At 67.1% G+C, this 13,813-nt stretch carries 14 protein-coding genes and 1 tRNA gene; 11 read left to right on the top strand and 4 right to left on the bottom strand.

Features of this window, described 5'->3' with window-relative positions; translation table 11 throughout:
• Positions 1-111 precede the first annotated feature (111 nt).
• Entirely contained in the window at positions 112-786 is a 675-nt protein-coding gene (gene crp, locus QN239_RS04275; protein ID WP_019510750.1) for a cAMP-activated global transcriptional regulator CRP, read from the top strand.
• A gap of 22 nt (positions 787-808) precedes the next feature.
• Here crp and QN239_RS04270 read toward each other — a convergent pair whose 3' ends face one another.
• The 3 genes from QN239_RS04270 to sp36 all read right to left on the bottom strand — a co-directional run bounded on the left by QN239_RS04270 (position 809) and on the right by sp36 (position 2,310).
• Complete coding sequence (locus QN239_RS04270; protein WP_499016573.1) at positions 809-1,609, bottom strand: MBL fold metallo-hydrolase; 801 nt, start codon at positions 1,607-1,609, stop codon at positions 809-811.
• A gap of 87 nt (positions 1,610-1,696) precedes the next feature.
• Positions 1,697-2,152, bottom strand: coding sequence for a RidA family protein (locus tag QN239_RS04265; protein WP_090364627.1), 456 nt, complete (start codon positions 2,150-2,152; stop codon positions 1,697-1,699).
• Positions 2,149-2,310, bottom strand: coding sequence for a Sp36 family protein (gene sp36, locus QN239_RS04260; protein ID WP_090364625.1), 162 nt, complete (start codon positions 2,308-2,310; stop codon positions 2,149-2,151). Before sp36 ends, QN239_RS04265 begins: the two co-directional genes overlap by 4 nt.
• A gap of 48 nt (positions 2,311-2,358) precedes the next feature.
• Here sp36 and bagA point away from each other — a divergent pair, with 48 nt between their 5' ends.
• Positions 2,359-3,369, top strand: coding sequence for an ATPase BagA (gene bagA, locus QN239_RS04255; RefSeq protein ID WP_499008310.1), 1,011 nt, complete (start codon positions 2,359-2,361; stop codon positions 3,367-3,369).
• Between the two features lie 5 nt (positions 3,370-3,374).
• Positions 3,375-4,508, top strand: coding sequence for an ArsA family ATPase (bagB, locus tag QN239_RS04250; protein WP_187097202.1), 1,134 nt, complete (start codon positions 3,375-3,377; stop codon positions 4,506-4,508).
• Positions 4,509-4,561: 53 nt separating this feature from the next.
• Here the strand turns inward: bagB and QN239_RS04245 are convergent, their stop codons facing one another.
• A complete protein-coding gene (locus tag QN239_RS04245; protein WP_499008309.1) occupies positions 4,562-4,882 on the bottom strand; it encodes a WhiB family transcriptional regulator in 321 nt (106 codons plus the stop codon).
• Between the two features lie 261 nt (positions 4,883-5,143).
• Between QN239_RS04245 and ponA2 the strand changes: the two genes are divergently transcribed.
• The 8 genes from ponA2 (at position 5,144) to QN239_RS04205 (ending at position 13,797) form a co-directional block, all read left to right on the top strand.
• Entirely contained in the window at positions 5,144-7,597 is a 2,454-nt protein-coding gene (gene ponA2 / locus QN239_RS04240) for a transglycosylase/D,D-transpeptidase PonA2 (RefSeq protein WP_499008308.1), read from the top strand.
• Between the two features lie 50 nt (positions 7,598-7,647).
• Complete coding sequence (locus QN239_RS04235; protein WP_090364616.1) at positions 7,648-8,595, top strand: metallophosphoesterase; 948 nt, start codon at positions 7,648-7,650, stop codon at positions 8,593-8,595.
• Positions 8,592-9,710, top strand: coding sequence for an L-cysteine desulfhydrase Cds1 (gene cds1 / locus QN239_RS04230; protein WP_499008307.1), 1,119 nt, complete (start codon positions 8,592-8,594; stop codon positions 9,708-9,710). The genes QN239_RS04235 and cds1 overlap by 4 nt, the downstream gene beginning before the upstream one ends.
• Before the next feature lie 263 nt (positions 9,711-9,973).
• Positions 9,974-10,047, top strand: a tRNA-Pro gene (locus QN239_RS04225).
• 4 nt (positions 10,048-10,051) lie between these two features.
• Positions 10,052-10,300, top strand: a complete 249-nt coding sequence (locus tag QN239_RS04220) for a hypothetical protein (protein ID WP_499008306.1) — start codon at positions 10,052-10,054, stop codon at positions 10,298-10,300.
• Positions 10,301-10,345: 45 nt separating this feature from the next.
• Complete coding sequence (locus tag QN239_RS04215) at positions 10,346-11,242, top strand: serine/threonine-protein kinase (RefSeq protein ID WP_499008305.1); 897 nt, start codon at positions 10,346-10,348, stop codon at positions 11,240-11,242.
• 223 nt (positions 11,243-11,465) lie between these two features.
• Positions 11,466-12,941, top strand: coding sequence for an amino acid permease (locus QN239_RS04210; RefSeq protein WP_499008304.1), 1,476 nt, complete (start codon positions 11,466-11,468; stop codon positions 12,939-12,941).
• A 70-nt stretch (positions 12,942-13,011) separates the two neighbouring features.
• Complete coding sequence (locus QN239_RS04205; protein WP_499008303.1) at positions 13,012-13,797, top strand: acyl-CoA thioesterase; 786 nt, start codon at positions 13,012-13,014, stop codon at positions 13,795-13,797.
• Positions 13,798-13,813 lie beyond the last annotated feature (16 nt).

Genomic DNA, 13,813 nt, shown 5'->3' with positions numbered 1-13,813 from the left:
GGAGGCACATTGCCGACAACGTCGGCGGGGCCAGCATCTAGACTGAATTCGCTCACCAGCCAGCGGTTGGTCTGCGCGTGTCATATCAACAATTAGCTTAAGAGGGGCAACGTGGACGAGATCCTGGCCAGGGCCGGAATCTTCCAAGGAGTCGAACCCACCGCGGTGGCGGCGCTGACCAAGCAGCTGCAGCCGGTCGACTTCCCGCGGGGACACACCGTGTTCGCCGAGGGTGAGCCCGGCGACCGCCTGTACATCATCACGTCCGGCAAGGTGAAGATCGGCCGCCGATCTCCCGACGGTCGTGAGAACCTGCTGACCATCATGGGTCCGTCGGACATGTTCGGTGAGCTCTCGATCTTCGACCCCGGTCCGCGTACCTCCAGCGCCACGACCATCACCGAGGTGCGCGCGGTGTCGATGGACCGCGAGGCGCTCCGTGCCTGGATCGCCGACCGTCCCGAGATCGCCGAGCAGCTGCTGCGTGTGCTGGCCCGCCGTCTGCGTCGCACCAACAACAACCTCGCCGATCTGATCTTCACCGACGTGCCGGGCCGCGTGGCCAAGCAGCTGTTGCAGCTGGCCCAGCGTTTCGGCACCCAGGAGGGTGGCGCGCTGCGCGTCACACACGACCTGACCCAGGAGGAGATCGCCCAGCTGGTCGGCGCCTCCCGCGAGACGGTCAACAAGGCGCTCGCCGATTTCGCCCATCGGGGCTGGATCCGCCTGGAGGGCAAGAGCGTGCTGATCAGCGACTCCGAACGGCTGGCGCGCCGAGCGCGGTAGCGCGCCCCCGGGCCGGCGAGCGTCAGCCTCGCAGGTAGTCCAGCTGCGCCTGGGTTGATTTCTCGGCTGCGTCCCACAGCTTCTGGTCGACATCGGTGTAGACGTGTTCGACGATCTGACGTGCGGAGGCGTCCTCGCCGAGGATCCGCAGTGCCGCGCGGACCTGGTTCAGCCGGTCCTCGCGGTGCACGAGGTACGCCGCACTGACCGCCTCGAGATCATCGAGCTCGGGACCGTGGCCGGGCAGCACCCGGCGCCGGCCCAGGCCGTGCAGCCGGCGCAGTGATTCCAGATAGTCGGCGAGGCTGCCGTCTTCGGTGTCGATGACGGTGGTGCCGCGGCCCAACACCGTGTCGGCGGTCAGCACGGCATCGAATCCCCCGCCGCTGCGCTCGCCCCGGGTACCGACGAGGAACGACAGCGAGTCCGCGGTGTGCCCCGGCGTTGCCATCACCTTGATCCGGACCCCGGCGGCATCGATCTCCTCACCGTCGGTGAGTGGGCCGCCCAGGCCGCGCTGGAAACCGCTGCCGACGGAGCGCACCACGGCGCCGGTGCGCTCGACGATGGCGTCGATACCCTCGGTGTGGTCCTCGTGTTTGTGACTGATCAACACCAACGGGATCGGCCCGAGGTCGGCCAGCCGGCCGATGTGCTCGGCATCGTCGGGGCCGGGATCGACGATCACCATCTCGGCACTGCCCGGGCCGCGCAGCACCCAGGTGTTGGTGCCGTCGAGCGTCATGATGCCCGGGTTGTCGCACAGCAGCACCGAGGCCAGTTCGGTCACCGGCCGCAGCACGCCGTACGCCGGATGAATGATGACAACCCCCGTCTCATGCTCGATCGCTCACGCGATCTCTGTCTCATGCTCGATCGCTCACGCGATCTCTGTCTCATGCTCGATCGCTCACGCGATCTCGACGATAATCTCCACCTCGACCGGTGCATTGCGCGGCAGCTCGGACACCCCGACCGCGGAGCGGGCGTGCACGCCGGCATCGCCGAACACCTCGCCGAACAGTTCCGAGGCCCCGTTGATGACGCCCGGCTGACCCGCGAAACCCGGTGCGGAAGCCACGAATCCGACCACCTTGACCACTTTCACCACCGCGTCGATACCGACGAGTGCGTGCACCGCGGCCAAGGCGTTGAGGCCGCTGATCCGGGCCAGCTCCTTGGCCTGCTCCGGGGTGACCTCGGCGCCGACCTTGCCGGTGGCCAGTAGTTCACCATCGGCGATCGGCAACTGCCCGGCGGTGTAGACGAGGTTCCCGGTGCGGGTTGCGGGCACGTAGGCCGCCAGCGGGGCGACCACCGGCGGCAGCTCGATGCCCAGTTCGGTCAGCCTCTGCAGATGGCTCACTTGGGCCGCTTGAGGTAGGCGACGTGCTGTTCACCGGTGGGGCCGGTCAGCACCGACACCAGTTCCCACCCGTCGGCACCCCACTGATCGAGGATCTGCTTGGTGGCGTGTGTCAGCAACGGGACGGTGGCGTACTCCCACCGGGTCGGTTCGCTCATGCTGGAGAGCTTATCCGGAGCACGGATGTTCACAGCTAGCATGCACTGGTGGACCCTGCACCCAACCCGGTCGGCTGGCCGACGCGCCTGACCGAGGCCCGCCTGCACTTCGTATCGGGCAAAGGCGGTACCGGTAAGTCGACGATCGCTGCCGCGCTCGCATTGGCCTTGGCGACGGGTGGCCGCAAGGTGCTGCTGGTGGAGGTCGAGGGACGCCAGGGCATCGCCCAGCTCTTCGATGTGCCGCCGCTGCCCTACAAAGAGGTGAAGATCGCGACCGCCGACGGGGGCGGCCAGGTCAACGCGCTGGCCATCGACACCGAGGCCGCGTTCCTGGAATACCTCGACATGTTCTACAACCTGGGCATCGCGGGCAGGGCGATGCGCCGGATCGGCGCCGTCGAGTTCGCCACCACCATTGCGCCCGGGCTTCGCGATGTGCTGCTCACCGGCAAGATCAAAGAGATCGTGGTGCGCAACGAAAAAGGGAAGTCGGACAGCTACGACGCGATCGTCGTCGACGCGCCGCCGACCGGCCGGATCGCCCGGTTCCTGGATGTCACCAAGGCGGTCTCGGAGCTCGCCAAGGGCGGGCCGGTGCACTCGCAGGCCGACGGCGTGGTGAAGATCCTGCACTCGCAGCTGACCGCCATCCATCTGGTGACGCTGCTGGAGGCGCTGCCCATCCAGGAGACCCTGGAGGCGATCGACGAGCTGCGGGCCCTGGACCTGCCGATCGGCAGCGTCATCGTCAACCGCAACATCCCGACCTATCTGCCCGCCGACGCGCTGAGCAAGGCCGCCGAGGGCGACATCGACGCCGACGCGGTCCATGCCGGCCTCGCCAAGGTTGGAATCACCTTGTCGGACAATGACTTCGCGGGTCTACTCACCGAATCCATCCAGCATGCCACCCGGATCGCTGCCCGCGCGGAAAGCGCCGAGCAACTGGCGGAACTCGACGTGGCCCGCCTGGACCTGCCCGCCATCGCCGACGGCGTCGACTTGGGCAGTCTGTACGAGCTGGCCGAGGCGCTCGCCCAGCAGGGAGTGAGATAGCACCCATGAGCACCACGCCTCCCGCGCTCGATCTGGGCGCGATCCTGACCGACAAGTCCAATCGCGTCGTCGTGTGTTGTGGCGCAGGCGGTGTCGGCAAGACGACCACCGCCGCGGCGATGGCGCTGCGCGCCGCCGAATACGGCCGCACCGTCGTGGTGCTGACCATCGACCCGGCCAAGCGCCTGGCGCAGGCACTCGGCATCGAAAGCCTGGGCAACACCCCGCAGCGGGTGCCGCTGGCGCCCGAGGTCACCGGTGAGCTGCACGCCATGATGCTCGATATGCGCCGCACCTTCGACGAGATGGTGCTGCAGTACTCCTCCGACGCCACCCGCGCGGAGGCGATCCTGGAGAACCAGTTCTACCAAACCGTCGCGACATCACTGGCCGGCACGCAGGAGTACATGGCCATGGAGAAACTCGGCCAACTGCTGGCCGAGGACAAGTGGGACCTCATCGTGGTCGACACCCCGCCGTCGCGGAACGCCCTGGACTTCCTGGACGCCCCCAAACGCCTCGGCAGCTTCATGGACAGCCGGCTCTGGCGGTTGCTGCTGGCCCCGGGCCGCGGTATCGGCAAGCTCGTCACCGGCGCCGTCGGCCTGGCGATGAAGGCGCTGTCCACCGTGCTCGGCTCGCAGATGCTCGCCGATGCGGCCAGTTTCGTCCAGGCCCTGGACGCCACCTTCGACGGGTTCCGGCAGAAGGCCGACAAGACCTACGAACTGCTCAAGCGCCGGGGTACCCAATTCGTCGTGGTGTCGGCGGCCGAACCGGACGCGCTGCGTGAGGCCTCGTTCTTCGTCGACCGGCTCTCCCAGGAACGCATGCCGCTGGCCGGTCTGATCTTGAACCGGACCCATCCGACCTTGAGCAACCTGGCCGGGGAGATGGCTGCTGCCGCCGCCGACGAGCTAGACGCGCAGGAGCCCGGCGGATTGACCTCGGCGGTGCTGAGGATTCACGCGGCCCGCGCGGCGACCGCCAAGCGCGAGGTGCGGCTACTGGGCCGGTTCACCGGCGCCAACCCGCATGTCGCCATCGTGGGGGTGCCTTCGCTGCCGTTCGACGTGTCCGACCTGGAGGCGCTGCGGGCGATAGGCGATCAGCTCACGGGTGTCGCCGAAACCGCCTGAGAAAAGGCGTGTACCCCACGAATCGTGAGGTACACGGTGCTGGAACAGAAGGTCTAGACGGCGCTGCGGTGCTTGCGTTGGGCGGCGAAGAACTCGGCCCAGGACACCACCTCGGGGTGCTGTTTGAGCAAGGCGCGGCGCTGGCGCTCGGTCATCCCGCCCCACACGCCGAACTCGACGCGGTTGTCCAGGGCGTCCGCGCCACATTCGGCGATGACGGGGCAGTGCCTGCAGATCACGGCGGCCTTGCGTTGGGCCGCTCCGCGGACGAACAGTTCATCCGGATCGGCCTGCCGGCAGCGAGCCTGGGAGACCCACGCGATGCGTGCTTCGGCCTCTGCGCAGGGCGCGGCAACGTCGGGTTGCTGGCCCATGCCTGATTTGCGTATTGCAGTCGACGAAACTGACACCAGCAACCCTTTCGCTTCGACGGACCAGACCGCGGGTGCGATCTACGCCACATTGCGTCCAATAGTGTTACCTGAATCGCATTGTGTGTCCAAGCTAGGTGGTCAGAGGGGTTTTACGCAACAGTCAGATCACGATTTTTTGGGACGGGCGTGCAGTCGGGCCGTCCCACGTACAAACGCACCGCTCGCAGGCCACCTCAGAAACGTCTGGTTAGTCTGTTACCCATGGCAGAGCAGCACACCGTGCGCCCACCCGTTGCGGTGACGCTCATCAAGCTCGCATGGTGCTGCTTGTTGGCCAGTGTGATCGTCGCCGGTTTGATGTTTCCCGTGGTGGGCGGCTTCGGCCTGATGTCCAACCGCGCGTCCGATGTCGTCGCCAACGGATCGGCGCAGCTGGTCGAGGGTGAGGTCCCCGCGGTCTCGACGATGACCGACGCCCGCGGCAACCCCATCGCATGGCTGTACAGCCAGCGCCGGTTCGAGGTGCCCAGCGAGCAGATCGCCAACACCATGAAGCTGGCGATCGTCTCCATCGAGGACAAGCGGTTCGCCGAACACAACGGTGTGGACTGGAAGGGCACGCTCACCGGGCTTGCCGGGTACGCCTCCGGCGATATGGACACCCGCGGCGGTTCCACGCTCGAACAGCAGTACGTGAAGAACTACCAGCTTCTGGTGATCGCCCAGACCGACGCCGAGAAGCGCGCCGCGATCGAGACCACGCCGGCTCGCAAGCTGCGCGAGATCCGGATGGCGTTGACCTTGGACAAGACGTTCACCAAACCGGAGATCCTGACCCGCTATCTCAACCTGGTGTCATTCGGTAACGGCGCCTTCGGAATCCAGGACGCGGCCCAGACCTATTTCGGCATCAACGCCTCGGAGCTGAACTGGCAGCAGGCCGCCCTGCTGGCCGGCATGGTCCAGTCGACCAGCGCGCTGAACCCGTACACCAACCCCGACGGCGCGCTGGCCCGGCGAAATCTCGTGCTGGACACCATGATCGACAACATCCCCCAGGAGGCCGAGGCGCTGCGGGCGGCCAAGCAGCAGCCGCTGGGCATTCTGCCGCAGCCCAACGAGCTGCCCCGCGGGTGTATCGCCGCCGGGGACCGCGCGTTCTTCTGCGACTACGTCCTGGACTATCTGGCACGAGCCGGTATCAGCAAGGAGCAGGTGGCCAAGGGTGGCTACCTGATCCGCACCACGCTGGATCCCGACGTGCAGGCCAACGTGAAATCGGCGGTCGACGGTATCGCAGCGCCCGATCTCACCGGTGTCGCCAGCGTGATGAGCGTGATCAGACCCGGCAAGACCGCCCACCCCGTGCTGGCGATGGCCAGTAACCGCACCTACGGCCTGAACACCGAGGCCGGCGAAACCATGCAGCCCCAACCCTTCTCGCTCGTCGGCGACGGTGCGGGCTCGATCTTCAAGGTGTTCACCACCGCCGCCGCCCTCGATATGGGCATGGGCATCAGCGCCACCCTCGACGCCCCCGCACGCTTCGAAGCCAAGGGGCTGGGCAGCGGTGGCGCCAAGGGCTGCCCGGCCGCCACCTGGTGTGTACAGAACGCGGGCAACTACCGCGGACAGATGAGCGTCACCGACGCGCTGGCCACCTCCCCGAACACCGCGTTCGCCAAGCTGATCAGCCAGGTCGGAGTGCAGCGCACGGTGGACATGGCGGTCAAGCTCGGGCTGCGGTCCTATGCGCTGCCCGGGACCGCACGCGACTACGACCCGGAGAGCAACGAGAGCCTCGCCGATTTCATCAAGCGGCAGAACCTGGGCTCCTTCACCCTGGGTCCCGTCGAGGTGAATGCGCTGGAGCTGTCGAATGTCGCTGCGACGCTGGCTTCCTCGGGCACGTGGTGCCCGCCGAACCCGGTCGACAAGGTCTTCGACCGCACCGGCCACGAGGTCGCGGTCACCACCGAGACCTGTGAACAGGTCGTGCCCGAAGGACTGGCCAACACCCTGGCCAACGCGATGAGCCATGACGACCAGGGCAACGGCACCGCCGCCGGTTCGGCCGGGGCCGTGGGCTGGAACCTGCCGATGTCGGGTAAGACCGGCACCACCGAGGCCCACCGGTCGTCCGGGTTCCTTGGCTTCACGAGCGCCTTCGCCGCGGCAAACTACATCTACGACGACTCCAGCACTCCCGGCGACCTGTGCTCGTTCCCGCTGCGCCAGTGCGGATCGGGCAACCTGTTCGGCGGTAACGAGCCGGCCCGCACCTGGTTCACCGCCATGAAGCCGATCACGCCGGACACCGTGCAGTTGCCCCCGACGGATCCGCGGTACGTCGACGGCGGACCGGGCTCGAAGGTACCCAGCGTCGCGGGGATGAGCCAGGACACCGCGCGCCAGCTCCTCAAGGACGCCGGCTTCCAGGTCGCCGATCAGGCCAACCCGGTGAACAGCGTGTCTTCGGCGGGCACCGTGGTGGGGACCTCGCCGTCCGGACAGACCATCCCGGGTTCGATCATCACCATCCAGATCAGCAACGGCATCCCGCCGCCACCGCCGCCACCGCCGGCGGGCATTCCGGGCCTGGATCCGCTCGCCCCACCGCCGCAGGTGGGTTCCACGGTCATCGAGATCCCCGGACTACCGCCGATCACCGTGCCGGTGCTCGGTCCGCCGCCACCGGCACCGCCGCCACCGTGATCACAGGTGTAAGGCAGGTCGTCGTACGTCACGGGCAGTAGTCTGCTGTCATGCCGTACGTCAAGAACACCGCTGCCATCGCCGCAGGCACCCTGGCCGCCGGCATCGGTTATGCGTCCCTCATCGAGCGCAACGCGTTCGCACTGCGCGAGCTGACCATGCCGGTGCTCTCGCCGGGGTCCACCCCGCTGCGGGTGCTGCACTTGAGCGACTTGCACATGCTGCCGCGGCAGCGCCGCAAGCAGGCGTGGCTGCGTGAGCTGGCGGCGCTGGAACCGGACTTCGTCGTCAACACCGGGGACAACCTGTCGCACCAGCGCGCGGTTCCCGCCGTCGTGCAGGCACTCGGCGATCTGCTGTCGGTGCCCGGGGTCTTCGTGTTCGGCAGCAACGACTATTTCGCCCCGAAGCCGAAGAACCCGGCGAACTACCTGGTCAAGAAACACAAGCGGATCCACGGCGCGCCCCTGCCCTGGCAGGACCTGCGGGCCGCGTTCACCGAGCGCGGCTGGCTGGACATGACCCACACCCGCCGGGAGTTCGACGTGGCGGGCCTGCGCATCGCGGCGGCCGGTGTGGACGACCCGCACCTGCGGCGCGACCGTTACGACGCCATCGCCGGGCCGGCCAGCCCGACCGCCAATCTCCGCCTGGGCATCACCCACTCGCCGGAGCCCCGGGTGCTGGACCGCTTCGCCGCCGACGGCTACCAGTTGGTGATGGCCGGGCATACGCACGGCGGACAACTGTGCGTGCCGTTCTACGGCGCCCTGGTCACCAACTGCGAGCTGGACCGGTCCCGCGTGAAGGGCCCCTCGCAGTGGGGGGCCGATATGAAGCTGCACGTGTCGGCCGGGATCGGGACGTCCCCCTACGCGCCGGTGCGGTTCTGCTGCCGGCCGGAGGCCACCCTGCTGACCTTGGTCGCCGCGCCCACGGGCGGCGCGGTGCTCGGCGCCCGGGCCGGACAGGCGCACCCGACCGTCACGGCGCGGTGAACCCCGGGACATCGAGCGAAGGCCAGACCGTCACCCGCAGCCGGCCACGCGCGTGGGTGGACAACGCCGTCCGGCTGATCGAGGCCGACGCACGCCGCAGCGCGGACACCCACCTGCTTCGCTACCCGCTGCCGAGTGCCTGGGCCGGCGGGGTCGACGTGCAGCTGTATCTCAAGGACGAGACGACGCATATCACGGGCAGTCTCAAGCACCGGCTGGCCCGTTCGCTGTTCCTGTATGCGCTGTGCAACGGATGGATCGGTGAACACACCACCGTGATCGAGGCGTCCTCGGGTTCCACGGCGGTCTCCGAGGCGTATTTCGCGGCGCTGCTCGGGTTGCCCTTCATCGCGGTGATGCCGTCCTCAACCAGCGCCAGCAAGATCAAGCTGATCGAATCACAAGGTGGCCGTTGCCATTTCGTGGCAAATTCGGCGCAGGTGTACGCCGAGGCCGAGCGGCTGGCGGCCGAAACGGGCGGGCACTACCTGGATCAGTTCACCAACGCCGAACGGGCCACCGACTGGCGCGGCAACAACAACATCGCCGAATCGATCTTCGATCAGATGCGCGATGAGGCGCATCCGGTGCCGGACTGGATCGTGGTCGGCGCGGGCACCGGCGGAACCAGCGCGACCATCGGCCGGTACCTGCGCTACCGCCGCTACCCGACCGGGTTGTGCGTCGTCGACCCGGAGAACTCGGCCTTCTACCCGGCCTATGCGCAGGGCCGCGGCGATATCGTGACGGGCGCATCGTCGCGGATCGAGGGGATCGGGCGGCCCCGGGTGGAGCCGTCGTTCCTGCCCGGCGTGGTGGATCGGATGGTGACGGTGCCCGACCCGGCCTCGGTCGCAGCGGCGCGCCATGTCAGCCGGGTACTGGGCCGGCGGGTGGGACCGTCGACGGGCACCAACGTATGGGGTGCGTTCGGCCTCCTGGCCGAGATGATCGCGCAGCAGCGCAGCGGATCCGTCGTGACGTTGCTCGCCGACAGCGGCGACCGCTACACGGACACCTATTTCGACAACGAATGGGTGACCAGCCACGGGCTGGACCCCTCGGAGCCGGCGGCGGTGCTCGACGAGTTCGAACGCTCGGGGTATTGGCCCTGACCCTCGGCCCGGCCGGTCACGAACAGCCACAACGCCGCGAGAGCGAAGAATCCGACGTAGACCAATGCTCCCAGTCCGGTCATCTCTGCCTCCCTTTGTCGTGTGAGCGCGATGCCCTGGTGGGTGTAACGCCGGCGACGCTCTAATTCTTTCCTAATCTGGAAAGTGCTGACGATCGCCACGCCGAGGGCACCAAGAAACCGGTCTTGAGCAGGCGTTTGGCTTCGCGGTACCCCGGTGCGATACGCTGTCGTGGCTTCACGCGGGGTGTGGCGCAGCTTGGTAGCGTGCTTCGTTCGGGACGAAGAGGTCGTGGGTTCGAATCCCGCCACCCCGACAGCGTGAAGAAGGCCCCGACCTGGGATGACCGGGTCGGGGCCTTCTTGCTGCGCGGCACAGGTTTGCATGTGCCCGTTTCCGGCGACCCTGCGTACATGGAGCAGAGCAGGATCCACCCGCCGATACCCGAGGACGCCACCGAGTCCACCGCAGAACAGCGTGAGATGCAGGACCAGCTGGATCACCGGAACGAGGATCCCGACGCTCCCGCCCGGTTCCAGAGTCGCCATCAGGTCGCCGACGAGACGTGAGCCGCCGACGCGCGCGGACCCCCCGATGCGCCTAACCTGAACATCGTGTTCGGGGCCGGCAGTCTCGTCGCGGGTTACATCGTCGATGCGCACCTCGGCGGCGGCGCGAGCGCAGACGTCTACCGTGTGCATCGCGCCGGGCAGTCAGCCCCGCTGGCGATGAAGGTGCTGCACACCGACGCGACCACCCATGAGAAGGCGCGTCAGCGGTTCGCCCGCGAGTTCGACATCGCGTCGCTGTTGCGGCATCCGCACATCGTCGCCGTGTTCGAGAAGGGCGAGATCCCGGCCGCGCCCCCGGCGCCTCCCACCTTGTGGATGACGACGCAGTATGTCGACGGCCCGGATTCTTCCGCCCTCGTTCCCGGGCCGGACGCACCATGCGACCCCGCCGCGGTACTTCTGGTGGCCGAGCAGATCGCCGACGCGCTCGACTATGCCCATTCGATGGATGTCCTGCACCGAGATGTCAAGCCCGCCAACATCTTGCTCACGGCCGACCGCAGCTGCGCCTACCTCACCGATTTCGGCATCGCGCAGTTGACCGACGATGTCAAGCCGCTGGCGAGTAACGGCCGGGTCAGCGGTTCCATCGCCTACGCCTCCCCCGAGCTGCTACAGGCCCAGCAGTTGACACCGGCGACCGACCTCTATGCGTTGGCGTGCACCATGTTCGAGTGGCTCACCGGACTGCCTCCGTTCCCCCGCGGCACCGCATTCGCCATCACGTATGCACACCTTCGCGATCCGGTGCCGGCACTGACAACGCGTGTCTCGTGGTTACCCACTTCTCTCAACACCGTTTTCGCGAAGGCACTCGCCAAAGACCCTGCCGGACGCTATCGGTCCTGCGTCGAATTCACCGATATCGTCAGCCGGACGCTGCGCGGCGTCGAGGTACCCCAGGTGCGCGCGGCCAGGCGTCGCCGGCTGCGCCCCTGAATGGCCTTGCCGAACAAGGTGATCACTTTGTTCGGTGCTGACACTTCCGCAAGTTCGTGTTGCGCAATGTTTACATCGCCCAGCTTTCGCTCCCCGGCCACCCAGCCTACTGTCGAGCCAGTACGCACATGTGGACGCAACCGGTTTGCGCCCACGGCGCGTCGCGTGCGAAGTATTTTCAGGGCCCCGGGGAAGAGGCCCACACCTACCGGCGGGGAGTGGTATGACCACAGAATCGACGTACGACAACTCGGCTTTGGCGCACGAGGACGAGGGCTATCACAAGGCACTCAAGCCCCGCCAGATCCAGATGATCGCGATCGGCGGAGCCATCGGTACCGGCCTGTTCATGGGTGCGGGCAGCCGCCTCCACGATGCCGGTCCGGGATTGTTCCTGGTGTACGCAATCTGCGGGATCTTCGTCTTCTTCATCCTGCGCGCCCTGGGCGAGCTGGTGCTACACCGGCCGTCGTCCGGCTCGTTCGTGTCCTACGCTCGCGAATTCTTCGGTGAGAAAACGGCTTTCGTCACCGGGTGGCTCTACTTCTTCAACTGGGCGGCCACCGCGATCGTCGATGTCACCGCGGTCGCGCTCTACGTGCACTACTGGGGGATGTTCGAGGCGCTCCCGCAGTGGCTGATCGCACTCGTCGCCCTCGGCATCGTCCTGACCATGAACATCATCTCGGTGAAACTGTTCGGCGAGATGGAGTTCTGGGCGTCGATCATCAAGGTCGCCGCGCTCATCACGTTCCTGGTGGTGGGCATCATCTTCCTGGCCGGCCGGTTCGAGATCCAGGGCCAGTCCACCGGATTCGGGGTTATCAGCGATAACGGCGGCCTGCTGCCCGTGGGTATCTTCCCGTTGGTGGTGGTCACCTCAGGCGTCATCTTCGCTTATGCCGCAGTCGAACTGGTCGGCATCGCGGCCGGCGAGACCGCGGACCCACCCAAGGTGATGCCACGGGCCATCAACTCGGTGATCGTGCGAATCGCCCTGTTCTACGTCGGGTCCCTGGTCCTGCTGGCATTGCTGTTGCCCTACACCGAGTTCCACAAAGGCGAAAGCCCGTTCGTGACGTTCTTCTCCAAGATCGGAGTGCCCGCGGCCGGTGGCATCATGAACCTGGTCGTGCTCACCGCCGCGATGTCCAGCCTGAACGCGGGGCTGTACTCGACCGGGCGCATCCTGCGATCGATGGCCATGAACGGCAGCGGGCCCGCCTTCACCGGGAAGATGAACCGCAACGGTGTCCCGTTCGGCGGCATCGCACTGACCGGCGCCCTGACCCTGCTGGGCGTCATCCTCAACCTGTTCGTGCCCGAGGACGCCTTCAACATCGCGCTGGATCTGTCCGCCCTGGGCATCATCTCGACGTGGGCGATGATCGTGGCCTGCCAACTGCAGCTGTACCGCTGGGAGCAGAAGGGCATCCTCGAACGACCCAAGTTCCGGTTGCCCGGCACCCCCTACACCGGCTACGCGACGCTGGTATTCCTGGCCGCGGTGACGGTGCTGATGTGCTACGAGAACGTCTGGAATCTCATCGCGATCGTCGTGCTCATCCCGATGCTGATCGGTGGCTGGTACGCGGTGCGCGGCAAGGTGAATGCGATGGCTGCACAGCGCATCGGCTACACCGGCGAGTACCCCGTGATCCCGCAGCCGCCGATCCCGGAGGGCCCCGGCGACAACTGAGGACGGAGCCGCCAAGGCCCCTAAGCACCCGGTTGGGCTGCCCTACCAAGTAGTTGATAGGGTCACGCCGATGACCGGAAAGAGCTGGATCGCCACGCTGCTCGAGTTCGACCGCGACGGTGACCGGTTCATCGCACCTCAGTCGGCCGGCCCGGGCAGCCGGCTGTTCGGTGGCCTCATCGCCGCGCAGTCGCTGGGTGCCGCCGGCGCGACGGTGGACCCCGCCAAACAGCCACAATCACTGCACGCCTATTTCGTGCGCGGCGGCCGGTACGGCGTCGACGTCGAGCTGGAGGTGGAGCGCACCCGCGACGGCAGAGCTTTCGACACCCGCCGGGTGACCGCGCGCCAGGCCGGCAAAGTCATCCTGGAGATGATCGCGTCGTTCCACCTTCCCGAACCGGGCCCCGACTGGCATCCACCTCGCTCCCCCAGTGTCGAACTGACCGACGCAGTCCCCAAGCAGCCGGATCTGGAATCGGTGGACCGGTTCGAGTTGCGCTGCAATCCCGGCGATGATTCCCCATTTGCGGTGCCGCCCTTCTGGATTCGCACCCACGATCCCATCGAGGACGATCCGCTGATCCGGGCCTGCACGCTGACCTATATGTCCGACCTCGGCCCGGTGCCGGCAGCCCGGCCGCCCGGCGCCGACGTCGTCCCCGACGGCGGATTCGCCGCCAGCCTCGATCACGCGGTGTGGTTTCACCGGCCGTTCACCCCGGACCGGTGGCACCGCTACGAGGTCGACCCCCTGGGCAACAGCCACTCACGCGGACTGGTCGCCGGTGGCATCTACGACACCGAGGACAGGCTCATCGCGAGCACCAGCCAACAGGCCCTGTGGCGCCTTTGACCGGTGTCCAGAATCA

This window comes from Mycolicibacterium sp. Y3, from assembly GCF_051188035.1.
Taxonomy (GTDB): Bacteria; Actinomycetota; Actinomycetes; order Mycobacteriales; family Mycobacteriaceae; genus Mycobacterium; species Mycobacterium fluoranthenivorans.
Note: the sequence above shows the minus strand (reverse complement) of the source record. Positions and strands in the feature narration are given on the sequence as shown.

What these genes read in the sequence shown, in the direction of transcription:
- sp36 (WP_090364625.1), bottom strand. Translation starts at nt 2,310, where the DNA reads ATGAGCGAACCGACCCGGTGGGAGTACGCCACCGTCCCGTTGCTGACA.
- bagB (WP_187097202.1), top strand. Translation starts at nt 3,375, where the DNA reads ATGAGCACCACGCCTCCCGCGCTCGATCTGGGCGCGATCCTGACCGAC.
- QN239_RS04245 (WP_499008309.1), bottom strand. Translation starts at nt 4,882, where the DNA reads ATGGGCCAGCAACCCGACGTTGCCGCGCCCTGCGCAGAGGCCGAAGCA.
- ponA2 (WP_499008308.1), top strand. Translation starts at nt 5,144, where the DNA reads ATGGCAGAGCAGCACACCGTGCGCCCACCCGTTGCGGTGACGCTCATC.
- QN239_RS04235 (WP_090364616.1), top strand. Translation starts at nt 7,648, where the DNA reads ATGCCGTACGTCAAGAACACCGCTGCCATCGCCGCAGGCACCCTGGCC.
- QN239_RS04210 (WP_499008304.1), top strand. Translation starts at nt 11,466, where the DNA reads ATGACCACAGAATCGACGTACGACAACTCGGCTTTGGCGCACGAGGAC.
- QN239_RS04205 (WP_499008303.1), top strand. Translation starts at nt 13,012, where the DNA reads ATGACCGGAAAGAGCTGGATCGCCACGCTGCTCGAGTTCGACCGCGAC.